Origin of the sequence: Pseudomonas sp. WP18 (assembly GCF_036689585.1) — a bacterium.
GTDB classification, from domain to species: domain Bacteria; phylum Pseudomonadota; class Gammaproteobacteria; order Pseudomonadales; family Pseudomonadaceae; genus Aquipseudomonas; species Aquipseudomonas chlororaphis_E.
This window is the reverse complement of record NZ_CP144758.1, coordinates 5338372-5353345: the sequence shown is the minus strand read 5'-3', so window position 1 is coordinate 5353345 and position 14974 is coordinate 5338372. Positions and strand designations below refer to the sequence as shown.

The 14974-nt window shown below is 62.0% G+C and carries 14 protein-coding genes and 4 tRNA genes; 10 read left to right on the top strand and 8 right to left on the bottom strand.

Annotated elements, in window-relative coordinates; genetic code table 11:
* Positions 1-91: 91 nt before the first annotated feature.
* Complete coding sequence (locus tag V5F23_RS23810; RefSeq protein WP_042730707.1) at positions 92-1108, bottom strand: outer membrane protein assembly factor BamD; 1017 nt, start codon at positions 1106-1108, stop codon at positions 92-94.
* Positions 1109-1259: 151 nt separating this feature from the next.
* Here V5F23_RS23810 and rluD point away from each other — a divergent pair, with 151 nt between their 5' ends.
* The 8 genes from rluD (at position 1260) to V5F23_RS23770 (ending at position 8444) form a co-directional block, all read left to right on the top strand.
* Positions 1260-2222: a 23S rRNA pseudouridine(1911/1915/1917) synthase RluD gene (rluD, locus tag V5F23_RS23805; protein WP_042730708.1), complete on the top strand. Its 963-nt coding sequence runs from the start codon at positions 1260-1262 to the stop codon at positions 2220-2222.
* Positions 2219-2944, top strand: a complete 726-nt coding sequence (gene pgeF / locus V5F23_RS23800; RefSeq protein ID WP_047736280.1) for a peptidoglycan editing factor PgeF — start codon at positions 2219-2221, stop codon at positions 2942-2944. Before rluD ends, pgeF begins: the two co-directional genes overlap by 4 nt.
* Positions 2945-3221: 277 nt before the next feature.
* Positions 3222-5786 carry an ATP-dependent chaperone ClpB gene (gene clpB / locus V5F23_RS23795; RefSeq protein ID WP_042730710.1) on the top strand — a complete coding sequence of 855 codons (2565 nt, stop codon included), beginning with the start codon at positions 3222-3224 and terminating at the stop codon, positions 5784-5786.
* Positions 5787-6202: 416 nt separating this feature from the next.
* Positions 6203-6278 (top strand) — tRNA-Asn (locus V5F23_RS23790).
* Positions 6279-6285: 7 nt separating this feature from the next.
* Positions 6286-6362 (top strand) — tRNA-Pro (locus tag V5F23_RS23785).
* A gap of 5 nt (positions 6363-6367) precedes the next feature.
* Positions 6368-6443, top strand: a tRNA-Lys gene (locus V5F23_RS23780).
* A 94-nt stretch (positions 6444-6537) separates the two neighbouring features.
* Positions 6538-6614 (top strand) — tRNA-Pro (locus V5F23_RS23775).
* A gap of 204 nt (positions 6615-6818) precedes the next feature.
* Positions 6819-8444: a methyl-accepting chemotaxis protein gene (locus tag V5F23_RS23770; protein ID WP_042730986.1), complete on the top strand. Its 1626-nt coding sequence runs from the start codon at positions 6819-6821 to the stop codon at positions 8442-8444.
* A gap of 145 nt (positions 8445-8589) precedes the next feature.
* Here the strand turns inward: V5F23_RS23770 and V5F23_RS23765 are convergent, their stop codons facing one another.
* From V5F23_RS23765 to V5F23_RS23755, 3 genes are all read right to left on the bottom strand, one after another.
* A complete protein-coding gene (locus V5F23_RS23765; RefSeq protein ID WP_123579600.1) occupies positions 8590-9891 on the bottom strand; it encodes an NAD(P)/FAD-dependent oxidoreductase in 1302 nt (433 codons plus the stop codon).
* A 102-nt stretch (positions 9892-9993) separates the two neighbouring features.
* The gene (locus tag V5F23_RS23760; protein WP_003185543.1) at positions 9994-10167 is read right to left on the bottom strand and encodes a DUF3094 domain-containing protein; all 174 of its coding nucleotides are present in this window, start codon (positions 10165-10167) and stop codon (positions 9994-9996) included.
* A 121-nt stretch (positions 10168-10288) separates the two neighbouring features.
* Positions 10289-10915, bottom strand: a complete 627-nt coding sequence (locus V5F23_RS23755; protein WP_003185538.1) for a DUF1780 domain-containing protein — start codon at positions 10913-10915, stop codon at positions 10289-10291.
* 167 nt (positions 10916-11082) lie between these two features.
* On the opposite strand from V5F23_RS23755, the gene V5F23_RS23750 reads away from it, so the two are divergent.
* Together V5F23_RS23750 and V5F23_RS23745 are read left to right on the top strand one after the other, a co-directional pair.
* On the top strand, positions 11083-11769 hold the full coding sequence (locus V5F23_RS23750) for an energy-coupling factor ABC transporter permease (RefSeq protein ID WP_042730988.1): 687 nt from the start codon (positions 11083-11085) through the stop codon (positions 11767-11769).
* Between the two features lie 63 nt (positions 11770-11832).
* Complete coding sequence (locus V5F23_RS23745; RefSeq protein ID WP_042730989.1) at positions 11833-12048, top strand: hypothetical protein; 216 nt, start codon at positions 11833-11835, stop codon at positions 12046-12048.
* Here V5F23_RS23745 and yacG read toward each other — a convergent pair.
* The 4 genes from yacG to V5F23_RS23725 are packed head-to-tail and all read right to left on the bottom strand — an operon-like array spanning position 12045 to position 14972.
* Positions 12045-12251 carry a DNA gyrase inhibitor YacG gene (gene yacG, locus V5F23_RS23740; RefSeq protein WP_042730990.1) on the bottom strand — a complete coding sequence of 69 codons (207 nt, stop codon included), beginning with the start codon at positions 12249-12251 and terminating at the stop codon, positions 12045-12047. The two genes, V5F23_RS23745 and yacG, sit on opposite strands and share 4 nt — an antisense overlap.
* Entirely contained in the window at positions 12248-12871 is a 624-nt protein-coding gene (gene coaE, locus V5F23_RS23735) for a dephospho-CoA kinase (protein WP_042730991.1), read from the bottom strand. The genes yacG and coaE overlap by 4 nt, the downstream gene beginning before the upstream one ends.
* A gap of 12 nt (positions 12872-12883) precedes the next feature.
* Positions 12884-13753, bottom strand: coding sequence for an A24 family peptidase (locus V5F23_RS23730; protein WP_042730992.1), 870 nt, complete (start codon positions 13751-13753; stop codon positions 12884-12886).
* Position 13754: 1 nt separating this feature from the next.
* Positions 13755-14972, bottom strand: a complete 1218-nt coding sequence (locus tag V5F23_RS23725) for a type II secretion system F family protein (RefSeq protein WP_212803042.1) — start codon at positions 14970-14972, stop codon at positions 13755-13757.
* Between the last annotated feature and the right edge of the window lie 2 nt (positions 14973-14974).

Below are 14974 nucleotides of genomic sequence, written 5' to 3'. Positions count from 1 at the left end.
AGCCGGGCACGGGAGCGGCGCACAGGTCTGTGGATTCCAGGCACAAAAAAGGGAGACCGTCGGGTCTCCCTGTTTGCCTGGCAGCGTGGCCTTAGTCGAACAGGCCGAAGGTCATGTAGCTGAACCAGGAGCGGTCGCTGGATTCGTTTTCGGGGGTTTCTTCCTCGATCACGTCGCCATTCTCGTCCTTAGGCTTGAGCTCGTTCGGAATGGCTTCCTTGGCGTCCTGGAACTGGCGCTGTACGTCCTGGTTGGCGCGGGTTTCTCCCGGCGGCAGCGGTGGACGGGACTCGATCAGGCCCAGGGTGGCCTTGCTCAGCCACGAACGGTTGTCGACTTCGCCGACCCGCGGGGTGAACTGGCCATCCACCAGGGAAGGGTGGTCCGGGTAGTTCAGCTTCAGGGTTTCCAGGCTGGTGGCAGCCAGGTCGTCCAGGTGCAGGCGCTGGTACGCTTCGGTCATCACCGCCAGGCCGTCGCCCACCGAAGGGGTTTCCTGGAAGTTTTCCACCACGTAGCGGCCACGGTTGGCGGCGGCGACGTAGGCCTGACGGGTCAGGTAGTAATCGGCCACGTGGATTTCGTAGGAGGCCAGCAGGTTGCGCAGGTAGATCATGCGCTGCTTGGCGTCCGGCGAATAACGGCTGTTGGGGAAGCGGCTGGTCAGCTGGGCGAACTCATTGTAGGAGTCGCGAGCCGCGCCCGGGTCACGCTTGGTCATGTCCAGCGGCAGGAAGCGCGCCAGCAGGCCGACGTCCTGGTCGAAGGAGGTCAGGCCCTTGAGGTAATAGGCGTAATCGACGTTCGGATGCTGCGGATGTAGGCGAATGAAGCGCTCGGCGGCGGACTTCGCCGCTTCCGGCTCGGCGTTCTTGTAGTTGGCGTAGATCAGTTCCAGCTGGGCCTGGTCGGCGTAGCGACCGAACGGATACCTCGACTCCAGGGCCTTGAGCTTGGCTGTGGCGCTGGTGTAGCTGTTGTTGTCCAGGTCGTTCTGCGCCTGTTGGTACAGTTCGACTTCGCTCAGGTTTTCGTCTACGACTTCCTTCGACGAGCAAGCAGCAGTCAATGCGAGGATGGCGATCAGCAGCAGGTGTTTCACTTGCATGGCGGCTTGCGTCCCTATGACGGCCGCTGTCTTGGGCGGGGCCGTCCTGTTATGATGAGCGCCCCGTTGAAAAGCCTCGGGGCAAAAGACGCCGTATTTAACCACAAGCGCGCAGCCGAAACCAAAGGCTGTGCCGACGCCCAGTCCGAGCATGTCCGATAAAATAGAACTTCGCGCAGAGGTGCCGTCCGAATTGGGCGGCCAACGCCTCGATCAAGTCGCCGCCCAACTCTTTGCCGAGCACTCTCGCTCGCGCCTTTCCGCCTGGATCAAGGACGGCCGCCTGACCGTGGATGGGGCGGTCGTTCGCCCGCGCGACATCGTCCATGGTGGCGCCGTCCTCGAACTGACTGCCGAGCAGGAGGCCCAGGGAGAATGGGTCGCCCAGGACATTGCCCTGGACATCGTCTATGAAGACGACGAGATCCTGGTCATCAACAAGCCTGCGGGCCTGGTGGTGCACCCGGCGGCCGGGCATGCCGATGGCACTCTGCTCAACGCCTTGCTGCACCACGTGCCGGACATCATCAACGTGCCCCGTGCCGGCATCGTCCATCGCCTGGACAAGGACACCACCGGCCTGATGGTCGTGGCCAAGACCATCCAGGCCCAGACACAGCTGGTCGCACAGTTGCAAAGCCGCAGTGTCAGCCGTATCTATGAGTGCATCGTTATCGGCGTGGTCACCGCCGGTGGCAAGATCAACGCACCGATCGGCCGTCATGGCCAGCAGCGCCAGCGCATGGCGGTGATGGAGGGTGGCAAGCCGGCGGTCAGCCATTACCGCGTGCTGGAGCGTTTCCGTTCCCATACCCACGTGCGGGTCAAGCTCGAAACCGGCCGTACCCACCAGATTCGCGTGCACATGGCCCACATCAACTTCCCGTTGGTGGGCGACCCGGCCTATGGCGGACGTTTCCGCATTCCGCCGGCGGCCAGCGTGACGATGGTCGAGTCGCTGAAGAACTTCCCGCGCCAGGCGCTGCATGCGCGTTTCCTGGAGCTGGACCATCCGACCACCGGCAAGCGCATGAGCTGGGAGTCGCCGCTGCCGGATGACTTCGTCTGGCTGCTGACCTTGCTCAAGCAGGACCGCGAGGCGTTCATCGGATGAGTGACTGGCTGATCCCCGACTGGCCCGCGCCGGACCGGGTCAAGGCCTGTGTCACCACCCGTGCGGGCGGCGTCAGCCTGGCGCCGTTCGACAGCCTCAACCTCGGCGATCATGTGGAGGACGACCCTGCGGCCGTGGCCGAAAACCGTCGCCGTCTCACCGATCGATTCGCCATCCGTCCAGCCTGGCTACGGCAGGTCCATGGGATTGACGTGGTCGAGGCTGACCCCAGCCAAGTGGCCACCGCCGATGCCAGCTGGACGGCGACACCCGGTATCGCGTGTGCGGCGATGACCGCAGACTGCCTGCCCGTGCTGTTCTGCGACCATGCCGGCACCCGCGTCGCGGCCGCCCATGCCGGTTGGCGTGGGTTGGCGAACGGCGTGCTGGAAGCGACCTTGGACAGCCTTCAACTGCCCGCCGACCAGGTCCTTGCCTGGCTCGGCCCGGCCATTGGCCCGCAAGCCTTCGAGGTCGGGCCGGAAGTGCGTGACGCGTTCACCGCGCAACTGCCCAGTACGGCGCAAGCCTTCGTCCCCAGCCACAATGCCGGCAAGTTCCTCGCCGACATTTATGCGTTGGCGCGCCTGCGGCTGGCGGCGCGCGGCGTTACGGCGGTCTATGGTGGCGGCCTGTGTACCGTGACCGATCCTCGCTTTTTCTCCTACCGTCGCAACCCGCGTACCGGCCGCTTCGCCTCCCTGGTCTGGCTCGACCAATAAAAAGCCCCTTCGGCTGCCTCCTTGTAGCAGATCCCTTTGTGGGGACGAGCCTGCCCGCGACGGCGACGGGTCAGCTAACCTTTAATTGGCTGACAAGCCGCCTTCTTCGCGAGCAGGCTCGCGCCCACAAAGGCTTGGAAGGGGCTGCCATCTGACTGATCTGTGTCAATGAAGCCCGCTTGAATCTTCCAGAATCGTCCACATCTATAGCGGTATCTGGCAGGTTTCTTCATTCAGGATGTTTTTCGGTCCGGCCTGCTCAAAAGGAAGGTGACCCATGCGAATTGATCGTTTAACCAGCAAATTACAATTGGCCCTGTCCGATGCCCAGTCCCTGGCCGTCGGCCTGGACCATCCCGGTATCGAACCGGCGCACTTGATGCAAGCCATGCTCGAACAGCAAGGCGGCTCCATCAAGCCCCTGCTGATGCAGGTGGGCTTTGACGTCAACAGCCTGCGCAAGGAGTTGGCCAAGGAGCTCGACCAACTGCCCAAGATCCAGAATCCGACCGGTGACGTGAACATGTCCCAGGATTTGGCCCGGCTGCTCAACCAGGCCGATCGCCTGGCCCAGCAGAAGGGCGACCAGTTCATTTCCAGCGAACTGGTGCTGCTCGCCGCCATGGACGAGAACAGCAAACTGGGCAAATTGCTGCTCGGCCAGGGCGTGAGCAAGAAAGCCCTGGAAAACGCCATCAACAACCTGCGTGGCGGCGAAGCAGTCAATGACGCCAACCACGAGGAGTCCCGCCAGGCGCTGGACAAATACACTGTCGACCTGACCAAGCGTGCCGAGGAAGGCAAGCTCGACCCGGTGATCGGGCGCGACGATGAAATCCGTCGCACGGTGCAGGTGCTGCAACGCCGTACCAAGAACAACCCGGTGCTGATCGGTGAGCCCGGCGTGGGCAAGACCGCCATCGCCGAGGGCCTGGCCCAGCGCATCATCAATGGCGAAGTGCCCGATGGCCTCAAGGGCAAGCGTCTGCTGTCCCTGGACATGGGGGCGCTGATCGCCGGCGCCAAATACCGTGGCGAGTTCGAAGAGCGGCTCAAGGCGCTGCTCAATGAACTGTCCAAACAGGAAGGCCAGATCATCCTGTTCATCGACGAGTTGCACACCATGGTCGGCGCCGGCAAGGGCGAGGGCTCGATGGATGCGGGCAACATGCTCAAGCCGGCACTGGCCCGTGGCGAGCTGCACTGCGTCGGCGCGACCACGCTCAATGAATACCGCCAATACATAGAGAAGGACGCGGCCCTCGAACGGCGTTTCCAGAAAGTGCTGGTGGAGGAGCCGAGCGAAGAAGACACCATCGCCATCCTGCGTGGCCTCAAGGAGCGGTACGAGGTTCACCACAAGGTGGCGATCACCGATGGCGCGATCATCGCGGCGGCTAAGCTCAGCCACCGCTACATCACCGACCGTCAATTGCCGGACAAGGCCATCGACCTGATCGACGAGGCGGCCAGCCGCATCCGCATGGAAATCGATTCCAAGCCCGAAGTGCTGGATCGCCTGGAGCGGCGCCTGATTCAACTCAAGGTCGAATCCCAGGCCCTGAAGAAAGAAAGCGACGAAGCGGCGAAGAAGCGGCTGGAAAGGTTGCAGGACGAAATCGTTCGCCATGAGCGCGAGTATTCCGATCTCGAGGAAATCTGGAACTCGGAGAAAGCCGAAGTCCAGGGTTCGGCGCAGATCCAGCAGAAGATCGAGCAATCCCGCCAGGAACTGGAGGCGGCCCGCCGCAAGGGCGACCTTAACCGCATGGCCGAGCTGCAGTACGGGGTGATCCCGGACCTGGAGCGCAGCCTGCAGATGGTCGACCAGCACGGCAAGAGCGAAAACCAGTTGCTGCGCAGCAAGGTCACTGAGGAAGAAATCGCCGAAGTGGTCTCCAAGTGGACCGGTATCCCGGTGTCGAAAATGCTCGAAGGCGAGCGCGACAAGCTGCTGAAGATGGAAAGCCTGTTGCACCAGCGTGTGATCGGCCAGGAAGAGGCGGTGGTGGCGGTGGCCAACGCCGTGCGTCGGTCCCGTGCCGGGTTGTCGGACCCGAACCGGCCGAGTGGCTCGTTCATGTTCCTCGGCCCGACCGGTGTCGGTAAAACCGAGCTGTGCAAGGCGCTGGCCGAGTTTCTCTTCGACACCGAAGAGGCGATGGTGCGCATCGATATGTCCGAGTTCATGGAGAAACATTCCGTGGCGCGGCTGATCGGTGCCCCACCGGGATACGTCGGCTATGAGGAAGGCGGTTACCTGACCGAAGCGGTACGGCGCAAGCCTTACTCGGTGATCCTGCTGGACGAGGTCGAGAAGGCGCATCCGGATGTGTTCAACATCCTTTTGCAAGTGCTGGAGGACGGGCGCCTGACCGACAGCCACGGGCGCACGGTGGACTTCCGTAACACCGTGATCGTGATGACCTCCAACCTGGGCTCGGCGCAGATCCAGGAATTGGTAGGTGACCGCGAGGCACAACGTGCGGCAGTGATGGATGCGATTTCCACCCACTTCCGGCCGGAGTTCATCAACCGGGTCGACGAGGTGGTGATTTTCGAGCCGTTGGCCCGTGACCAGATCGCCGGCATCACCGAGATCCAGCTGGGTCGCCTGCGCAGCCGCCTCACCGAGCGGGAGTTGAAGTTGCAATTGAGCGACGAGGCCTTGGACAAGTTGATTGCGGTGGGTTACGACCCGGTCTATGGCGCACGGCCACTCAAGCGTGCGATCCAGCGCTGGATCGAAAACCCGTTGGCGCAGTTGATCCTGTCCGGCCGCTTCATGCCAGGTGAAACTGTGACCGGTACAGTGCAGAACGACGAAATCGTCTTCAATTGAGGCGATTATCTGGGCTTTGTGGCGAGGGAGCTTGCTCCCGCTGGAGTGCGAGGCATTCCTCGTTTTTTGAGGGGCCGCTACGCGACCCAGTGGGAGCAAGCTCCCTCGCCACGGCTGGGGTTGTTTTTCCTGATTGATGGGATGGCTCGCTTCCAAGCACCATTTTTTTCATCAGGTCGTTGAACTCAAAGGAAAAGGCTTGTAAAGTGCGCCCCGCAGTACGTCACCCCAAGGGTTACTTCTCCCTGAGAAAGAATCCGAAATAAGTTGCAAATCATTGTCTTGAAAGCAATTTAAGGGGTTGACAGAGGTTTTGAAGATTGTAGAATAGCGCGCCTCAGACACACGAACGCAGCGATGCGAACAGGGTAGAAGAGGTTGAAGCTAGCTTCAACGTTGTAACTTGAAATATCAGTTCCGTGATAGCTCAGTCGGTAGAGCAAATGACTGTTAATCATTGGGTCCCAGGTTCGAGTCCTGGTCACGGAGCCATTTCAATCGGGGTATAGCGCAGTCCGGTAGCGCGCCTGCTTTGGGAGCAGGATGTCAGGAGTTCGAATCCCCTTACCCCGACCATATTTGGGTCGTTAGCTCAGTTGGTAGAGCAGTTGGCTTTTAACCAATTGGTCGTAGGTTCGAATCCCACACGACCCACCATTTTTGAGACCAGTTCGCTGGAATCGAATCTTAAGATCAGAGGCCAAAAGCGCTGATCGAGGAAGGCGACTTGCAGAGGTCGCCTTTTTTTTACCGGGGTATAGCGCAGTCCGGTAGCGCGCCTGCTTTGGGAGCAGGATGTCAGGAGTTCGAATCCCCTTACCCCGACCATATTGAAAATCCCCGTATCGAAAGGTACGGGGATTTTTTTTGCCTGCGAAAAAGGCCCGGGGTGGGTGTCAAGTTGTCATACAACTTGCCGATAACGCCTGTGGGAGCGAGCCTGCTCGCGAAAGCGTCTGGCCCGTTGCCCACCAACCGGGGCTTGGACTGATCGCCCCATTTCAGGCCAATAACAAAAAAAGGCACCCCGTTATGTTTCTTCGTCAGCTGAATATTGCCCCCCGCGCCGCCTTGGGGTTTGCCTTGATCGCCGTGCTGGTGGCGTTGCTCGGGGTGTTTGCGCTGGGCCAGATGTCGAGCATCCGTGACAGCGAAGTCGCGGTGGAAACCCAGTGGTTGCCCAGCATTCGCGGTGGTGACGAGATTCGCGAGCTGATGCTGCGCATCCGCACGATTTCCCTGCGCATGGCGTTGGACGAGGACCCGAAGAACATTTCGGTGTATCGCGGGCAAATGGACACCCGTGACAAGGAACTGAGCGAAAAAATCGCCACGTATGACAAGCTCGTCGTCACCCCTGAAGGCAAGGCGCTCTATGACCAGTTCAAGCAGACCTTCGCCGCTTACCGCGCCGGTATCGCCCAGTCCTTTACCCTGGCGGAACAGGGGCGGCGCGAGGACCTGATCAAGCTGTTGCTGGTGGACATGAAGACCGTGGTGGACGGTTCCGGCAAACAGCTCAACGACCTGGCGCAGTTGTTCTCCCAGCAGGTGTCCCTCGAGAGCCAGAAATCCCAGGAGCACTACGCCAACTCCCGGATGATCGTCAGCCTGTTCATCGTGCTCGCGGCCCTGGCTACGGTGATCCTGGCGATGTTGCTCACCCGCAGTATCGTCAAACCCCTGGGCGAGGCGCTGAGCGCGGCGGAGCATGTCGCCCAAGGTGACCTGACCCGGCCCATCGAGACCCACGGCAACGACGAAGTGAGCCGCTTGCTCAAGGCGTTGGCGACCATGCAGTTGAACCTGCGTGAAACGCTGCAGAGCATCAGCGGTTCGGCGACGCAATTGGCCACCGCCGCCGATGAGCTGAACGCGGTGACCCTCGACAGCACCCAGAGCCTGCAACAGCAGAACAACGAAATCGAACAGGCGGCCACCGCGGTCACCGAAATGACCACCGCCGTGGAGGAGGTTGCCCGCAACGCCGTGTCCACCTCCGATGCCACGCGTCAGTCCAGTGAGTCGGCTTCCCTCGGACAGCAGCGGGTCAGTGACACGGTGGACGCCATTGGCGCCCTCGCCAGCGATGTGCAGGTCACGGGTGACCTGGTGCAGTCCTTGGCCAACCAGTCGCAGGATATCGGCAAGGTGCTGGATGTGATCCGGGCCATTGCCGAGCAGACCAACCTGCTGGCCCTCAACGCGGCCATCGAGGCGGCCCGGGCCGGGGAAAGCGGTCGCGGTTTTGCGGTGGTGGCCGACGAAGTCCGGGCGCTGGCATATCGCACGCAGCAATCGACCCAGGAAATCGAGCAGATGGTCCAGGGCATGCGCAGCGGTGCCAGCCAGGCGCTGGGTTCCATGCAGGCCAGCTCCAGTCGCGCCGCCAGCACCCTGGCGATGGCGGAGCGCGCGGGAGAAGCGCTACAGACCATCACGACGTCGGTCAGCGAAATCCACGAACGCAACCTGGTCATCGCCAGCGCCGCCGAGGAGCAGGCGCAAGTGGCCCGTGAGGTTGATCGCAACCTGGTGAATATCCGGGACCTGTCCGTACGTTCGGCCACGGGGGCGGACCAGACCAGTGCGTCCAGCCATGAACTGTCGCAGTTGGCCAATTCGTTGCGCACGATGGTGCAGCGGTTTCAGGTTTGAGTGCAGGGCTGTAGATCTGCATCGATTGCACTGCCGTCTTCGCGAGCAAGCCCGCTCCCACAGTTGACCGCGTACACATCAGGTACTCGATCTCCTGTGGGAGCGGGCTTGCTCGCGAAGGCGGTGTTTCAGGCAACGACTCTCTTCAGTGCAACTTGAGCCGTGGCTCGGTTCCGCGGCCGATCTTGCTGCCCAGCATCAGCATCGCCGTGCGGAACGTGCCATACAGCGCCATCTGGTGCATGCGGTACAGCGACACGTAGAACATCCGCGCCAGCCAACCCTCGAGCATCACGCTGCCGGTGAGGTTGCCCATCAGGTTACCCACCGCCGAGAACCGCGACAGCGAGATCAGCGAGCCGTAGTCGGTGTATTTGTAATGGGGCAGCGGCTTGCCTTCGATTTTCAACTTCAGCGATTTTGCCAACAGCGATGCCTGCTGGTGCGCCGCCTGGGCGCGGGGCGGCACGTTGCGGTCGCTGCCCGGTTGAGGGCAGGCGGCGCAGTCGCCGAAGGCAAAGATGTTCTCGTCGCGGGTGGTCTGCAGGGTCGGCAGCACTTGCAGCTGGTTGATCCGGTTGGTCTCCAGGCCATCGATGTCCTTGAGAAAAGCCGGTGCGCGGATCCCGGCGGCCCACACCTTCAGGCTCGCATCGATCACCTTGCCGTCGCCGGTGATCAGACTGTCGGCGGTCACCTGGCTGACGGCGGCATTGGTCATCACATTCACCCCGAGTTTCTCCAGGGTCTTGTGCACCGGGCCGCCGATACGTTCGGGCAGGGCTGGCAAGACCCGTGGCCCGGCTTCGATCAGGGTGATGTGCATGTTTTCCGGCTTGATCCGGTCCAGGCCGTAGGCCGCCAGCTCATGGGCGGCGTTGTGCAGCTCGGCCGCCAGTTCGACACCGGTGGCACCGGCGCCGACGATGGCGACGCTGATACGCTGCGCTGCATCGGCCTGGTCGGCGGCGTGGGCGCGCAGGTAGTGATTGAGCAGTTGTTGGTGGAAGCGCTCGGCCTGCTTGCGGGTGTCGAGGAACAGACAGTGCTGCGCTGCGCCTTCGGTGCCGAAATCGTTGGTGGTGCTGCCGACGGCGATCACCAGGGTGTCGTAGCCCAGCTCCCGGGCCGGCAACAACTCCACGCCCGCCTCGTCGTAGGTGGCTGCCAGTTGGATCTTCTTCTGCTCACGATCCAGTCCGCTCATGCGCCCCAATTGGAACTCGAAGTGGTTCCATTTGGCTTGGGCGACGTAGTTGAGTTCGTCTTCGGAGGAGTTCAGGGAGCCGGCGGCCACTTCGTGCAGCAGGGGTTTCCAGATGTGGGTCAGGTTGGCGTCGACCAGCATCACACTGGCGGTGCCGCGCTTGCCCAGAGTCTTACCCAGACGGGTAGCCAACTCCAGACCGCCGGCGCCGCCGCCAACAATGACAATACGATGAGTCATGGGGATATCTCGCAAGGCTAAAGGAAATCGGTGCCGTTACCCTCGCGAGTGTGGTGTCGTGCCTCACAAACACTGTTCCTTGAAATGAGGCACGACACCTGCTCATAGCGTCAGGTAACTGATCAAGCGGCTCAACAGGCCCAGGCCGATGGTCACGGCCAATACCACCACCAGGAGCATCCACGGCCGGAAAGGCCGGCGCTCGACTCGGTGCTGGGACAGTTGCAGGTACTCTTCGACATGCTTCTGGTCATCTGGGTTCAGGCGGCTGGTCATAAAGGCCTCGTCAGGTAGACGTTGCGAAATGGGCTGGCGTTACAGCGTCCGGCGATCCGGCATTCAATGCAGCGTAGCCGCTCGTCAGATGAGTGTGTACGACGGTCTGCCTGGCGCGGGCTCACAGGCTGATCCCGACGTCGAAGACGATGCTGCGACCCAGGTTGCCCCGCAGGAAATCCGGCGCATCGGGATGGGCGAACAGCACCCGGGCAAACGTGGGCCCCACCAGCGACAGCGAGCGCCACCCCTGGCGCAGGTACTCGGTGGGCGGCGGAAAATGACTGTTGAGGTCCAGCACTTCGCGCTTGAGGCTGGCGAAGGCAATGATGTCCAGCTCGCCCAGGTCCATGCCGCGCTCGGTGTAGTTGTGGGCTTTCTTGCGCAAGGTGGGCGCCAGTCTGAGCAGGAACTCGTTGGCGGGGATACGCCGGGGCTTGGCTTCGCGGCGCACCAATTGGCTCAGGGAAAAGGCGCTGCGGCGCCGTTGCAGCTCGTCGCGCCACTCGTCATTGAGGCGCCGGCCCTCGTCGAGCACGAAGAACACTTCGAAATTGGCATCGCGAAACAGCACGTCCGGCGGCTCGCCAGCGGGGGCGAATTCGTCGGCGCGATAGGGCACGTTCAGGCCTTGCAGCAGGCGTTGGCAAACCCAACGCTCACGCTCCCATTTGCGGGCATTGGAAAGAAAGGCGTTGGCCTGCTCGGCCGCAATGGTCAGCAGGCGTAAATAATCGGAATCATCCATGGGCCCAAGCTTAGCGTTCAATTGCGACAAGCTGAAAGCGTTGCGTTGATTAATGGCGGTCCTTGGGGAGGTGTAGACTGCCGACTGGAAATGACGCTGGCGAGGGGACGGCTGCGCAGCCCGGTGCCGCCAGTGCCCCGGCCACAGGACATGAAAGGTGTAACGCGATGATCGGTGCCGAACTGCTCTCACCGCAGACCCTGGCGGTGGGGTGGCTGATGTATGTCCCGGTGCTGGCTTGCGCCGTTTGGCGTGCGCCGTGGGTGGAACTGTTCACCGACAGTCGGCGCCAGCACCTGTTGTTCGGCACGGTGCTGGCGCTGTTCATGCTGTGGCTGGTGCGCCGGGATTTCGACACGGGCGTGTCGTATCACTTCATCGGCATGACCGCCGTGACGCTGTTGCTGGACTGGCCGCTGGCAATCCTCGGCGGCCTCTTTGCCCAGTCTGCACTGGTGCTGCTGGGGCGTCAGGACATGGCGGCGATGGGCGTCAACGGTGCGCTGCTGATCCTCTTGCCGGTGCTGGTCACCGAGTGTTGCGCGATCCTGGTGGAGCGCGCCCAGCCGCGCAACCTGTTCGTCTACATCTTCTGCTCGGGCTTTCTCGCCGCCGCGCTGTCGGCGTTGCTGTGCCTGCTGCTGGGGCTCGCGCTGCTGTGGTACGACGGCGTATTCGCCATGCCTTACTGGCTGGAAGACTTCATCGGTTACCTCTGGCTGATCATCTTTCCCGAGGCGTTCATCAACGGCATGGTGGTCAGTGCGCTGGTGGTGTTCAGCCCCGAATGGCTGGAGACCTTCAACCGCACGCGCTACCTGTCGGCACCCTGGAAGGATGAAGACAAATCTTGATGCATATCAAGGCCGTGCAGGCAGGCGCCGCTCATGCTCTGGAAAACTTCCAGGAGCACAGCAATGAGTGTTTATGAGTGGGCGAGACAAGAGATCAGGCGTAGCCACGATGCCGCGATGGAGATTGGTTTCGACCCGGGCTTGAGCCTGCGTGCCTTGCTCAGTGCAATCGTGCAACAGAGCAAGACAGTGCGCAGCGCCGAGGACCTGGCCGATGAGTTGAGCTTCCTCGCGGAAAACCTCGACGATCAACAGGACTACGGTTTCATGCGGCCTTAATGATGGGAGCGGGGGTTGAAGTCCTCGCTGAACAGCTCATCCTCGGCCTCCGGGCTGACCGGGATCTTGTGTTCCTCGGACGCCCATGCGCCCAGGTCGATCAGTTTGCAGCGATCGGAGCAGAACGGCCGGAACGTGCTCTGCGGGCTCCATTCGACGGGTGCGCCGCAGGTTGGGCAATCAACGGTTGGGGTTTGGCTCATGACTGGCCTCCACGCAAAGTAAGGTAAAAGTGGTGCAGCCGCTCGACCTCGCTGTGCAACCAGGCGAGGTCGCGGTCGTTGACCACCACGTCGTCGGCATGGCTCAGGCGGTCCTGGCGGCTGGATTGGGCCTTGAGGATCGCCTGGACCTGCTGTTCGCTGGTCTGGTCACGCTGCAGCGTGCGTTCGACCTGCAACTGTTCCGGCGCGTCGATCACCAGGATGCGCCGGGTCATGGCGTATTGTCCCGATTCGATCAACAACGGCGATACCAGAATCGCGTAGGGCGATTGTGCCTGTGCCAGATGGTGGGCGATTTCATCGGCGATCAACGGATGCAACAGCGCTTCGAGCCAGCGGCGTTCATCGGCATTTTCGAAGATCAACTTGCGCAGCGCCGCTCGATCCAGGGTGCCGTCGGCCTGCAACACGCCTGGGCCGAAGTGTTCGGCGATTCGGGCCAGCGCCGGGCGGCCGGGTTCGACCACCCAGCGCGCCGCGTGATCGGCGTCGATGACATGCACGCCCAGGTCGATGAAGTGCTGGGCCGCCGCGCTCTTGCCGCTGCCAATGCCACCGGTCAGGCCGAGAATCCAGGGTTTTTCCTTGAGGTTATTCATAGTGAATCGACATTAGAAACCGACAGCCTGCCAATAGAAGTCGGTTATTTGACCACCCCAGAGCAATGCAATCCAGCCGGCAATGGCCAGAAAAGGGCCAAAGGGGATCTGCGTCGACCCCGGGGCGTTGCGCAGGCGCAGCACGATGACCCCGATCACAGCCCCCACCAGCGACGACAGCAACAAGGTCAGTGGCAGGATCTGCCAGCCACCCCAGGCGCCTAGCATCGCCAACAGCTTGAAGTCACCGTAGCCCATGCCTTCCTTGCCCGTGAGCAACTTGAACACCCAATACACCGACCACAAGGCCAGGTAGCCCGCCACCGCTCCCCACATGGCCTGGTTCAAAGAGGCGAACAGGCCGAAGCTGTTGACGATCAGGCCCAGCCATAACAGCGGCAGGACCAGGGTATCGGGGAGCAGTTGGTGTTCGGCGTCGATCAGGCTCATGGCCAGGAGACCCCAGGTCAACACCATCACCCCTGCGGCTTGCCAGCCGAAGCCCAAATGCCAGGCGACGAACGCCGACAGCACACCGCAGGCCAGTTCCGTCAACGGGTAACGCCGGCCAATGGGAGCGGAGCAACTCGAACAGCGGCCGCGCAGCATCAGGTAGCTGAGCAGCGGGATGTTTTCCCAGGCCCGGATGCGATGGCCACAGTGGGGGCACTGGGAGTGGGGCAGCATCAGGTTGTAGACCGGGCCGGGGGCTTCGGCCGGCAGGCCCAGCAGGTCGTGGGCCTGCACGCGCCATTCGCGGCTGAGCATCTTCGGCAGACGCCACACCAGTACGTTGAGGAAGCTGCCGACGATCAGCCCTAGCAGCAACGCAGTGAGCACGAAGGCCAGGGGATAAAGCACGAAGAATTCGCTCAGGGGCATGTCAGATCGCAGAGCCGAGTTGAAAGATGGGCAGGTACATGGCAACCACCAAGCCACCGACGACCAACCCCAGGATCACCATGATGAAGGGTTCCATCAGGCTGGTGAGGTTGTCCACCAGATTGTCCACTTCGGCTTCGTAAAAGCTTGCCACCTTGTCGAGCATGTCATCCAGCGCGCCGGACTCTTCGCCGATGGCCGTCATCTGGACCGCCAGGTTTGGGAAGATGCCGGAAGCGCGCATGGAGAAATTCAATTGCATGCCGGTCGAGACGTCCTGCTTGATGCGTTGCACCGCTTGCTTGAACACCACGTTGCCGGTGGCGCCGGAAACCGAATCCAGGGCCTCCACCAACGGGACGCCCGCGGCGAAGGTGGTGGACAGCGTGCGGGCGTAGCGGGCCACGGCGGTCTTGTACATCAGCGTGCCGATCAGCGGCAGCTTCAGCATCCATTTATCGCGCCAGTCACGCAGCGCCGCGGAGCGCTTGAGGGCGTACTTCACACCAAAGAACAGGCCGACCAACAGGGCCAGTATCAGCCACCAATAGCGCTGCATGAACTCCGACAGGCCGATGACCATCAGCGTGAAGGCCGGCAATTGCGCGCCGAAGCCGGAGAACACCGACTCGAACTGGGGCACCACCTTGACCAGCAGGATGCCGGTGACCACGGCCGCGACGAGCACCACGGCCGCCGGGTAGGTCATGGCCTTCTTGATCTTGGCCTTGAGCGCCTCGGTCTTTTCCTTGTAGGTCGCGATCCGGTCCAGCAGCGTGTCCAGGGCGCCGGCCTGTTCGCCGGCATCCACCAGGTTGCAGTACAGCTCGTCGAAATACTGCGGGCATTTGCGCAGTGCCGCGGCGAAGCTGTTACCGGCAGCGACTTCCTGCTTCACCTCGTCCACCAGCTTGCGCATGTTGGGGTTGTCGAAGCCCTCGCCAATGATGTCGAACGCCTGCAACAGCGGCACGCCGGCCTTGAGCATCGTGGCCATCTGGCGGGTGAAGAGGGCGATGTCCAACGGCTTGATGCGCTTGCCCTTGCTGAAGATCGAAGAGGTCTTCTTGCGCACCTTCTGCGGGTTGATGCCTTGCTTGCGCAACTGGGCCTTGACCAGGGCGGTGCTCTGCCCCGTCAGCTCGCCGGTCATCCTCGTGCCTTTGCGGTCCTTGCCTTCCCAGGTGTAAACATCGGTTTTGACTGCCTTGACCGCCATGT

Excerpts from the sequence above, each read along its gene's own strand:
- V5F23_RS23810 (WP_042730707.1), bottom strand. The coding sequence starts at position 1,108 with ATGCAAGTGAAACACCTGCTGCTGATCGCCATCCTCGCATTGACTGCT.
- rluD (WP_042730708.1), top strand. The coding sequence starts at position 1,260 with ATGTCCGATAAAATAGAACTTCGCGCAGAGGTGCCGTCCGAATTGGGC.
- pgeF (WP_047736280.1), top strand. The coding sequence starts at position 2,219 with ATGAGTGACTGGCTGATCCCCGACTGGCCCGCGCCGGACCGGGTCAAG.
- clpB (WP_042730710.1), top strand. The coding sequence starts at position 3,222 with ATGCGAATTGATCGTTTAACCAGCAAATTACAATTGGCCCTGTCCGAT.
- V5F23_RS23770 (WP_042730986.1), top strand. The coding sequence starts at position 6,819 with ATGTTTCTTCGTCAGCTGAATATTGCCCCCCGCGCCGCCTTGGGGTTT.
- V5F23_RS23765 (WP_123579600.1), bottom strand. The coding sequence starts at position 9,891 with ATGACTCATCGTATTGTCATTGTTGGCGGCGGCGCCGGCGGTCTGGAG.
- V5F23_RS23760 (WP_003185543.1), bottom strand. The coding sequence starts at position 10,167 with ATGACCAGCCGCCTGAACCCAGATGACCAGAAGCATGTCGAAGAGTAC.
- V5F23_RS23755 (WP_003185538.1), bottom strand. The coding sequence starts at position 10,915 with ATGGATGATTCCGATTATTTACGCCTGCTGACCATTGCGGCCGAGCAG.
- V5F23_RS23750 (WP_042730988.1), top strand. The coding sequence starts at position 11,083 with ATGATCGGTGCCGAACTGCTCTCACCGCAGACCCTGGCGGTGGGGTGG.
- V5F23_RS23745 (WP_042730989.1), top strand. The coding sequence starts at position 11,833 with ATGAGTGTTTATGAGTGGGCGAGACAAGAGATCAGGCGTAGCCACGAT.
- yacG (WP_042730990.1), bottom strand. The coding sequence starts at position 12,251 with ATGAGCCAAACCCCAACCGTTGATTGCCCAACCTGCGGCGCACCCGTC.
- coaE (WP_042730991.1), bottom strand. The coding sequence starts at position 12,871 with ATGAATAACCTCAAGGAAAAACCCTGGATTCTCGGCCTGACCGGTGGC.
- V5F23_RS23730 (WP_042730992.1), bottom strand. The coding sequence starts at position 13,753 with ATGCCCCTGAGCGAATTCTTCGTGCTTTATCCCCTGGCCTTCGTGCTC.
- V5F23_RS23725 (WP_212803042.1), bottom strand. The coding sequence starts at position 14,972 with ATGGCGGTCAAGGCAGTCAAAACCGATGTTTACACCTGGGAAGGCAAG.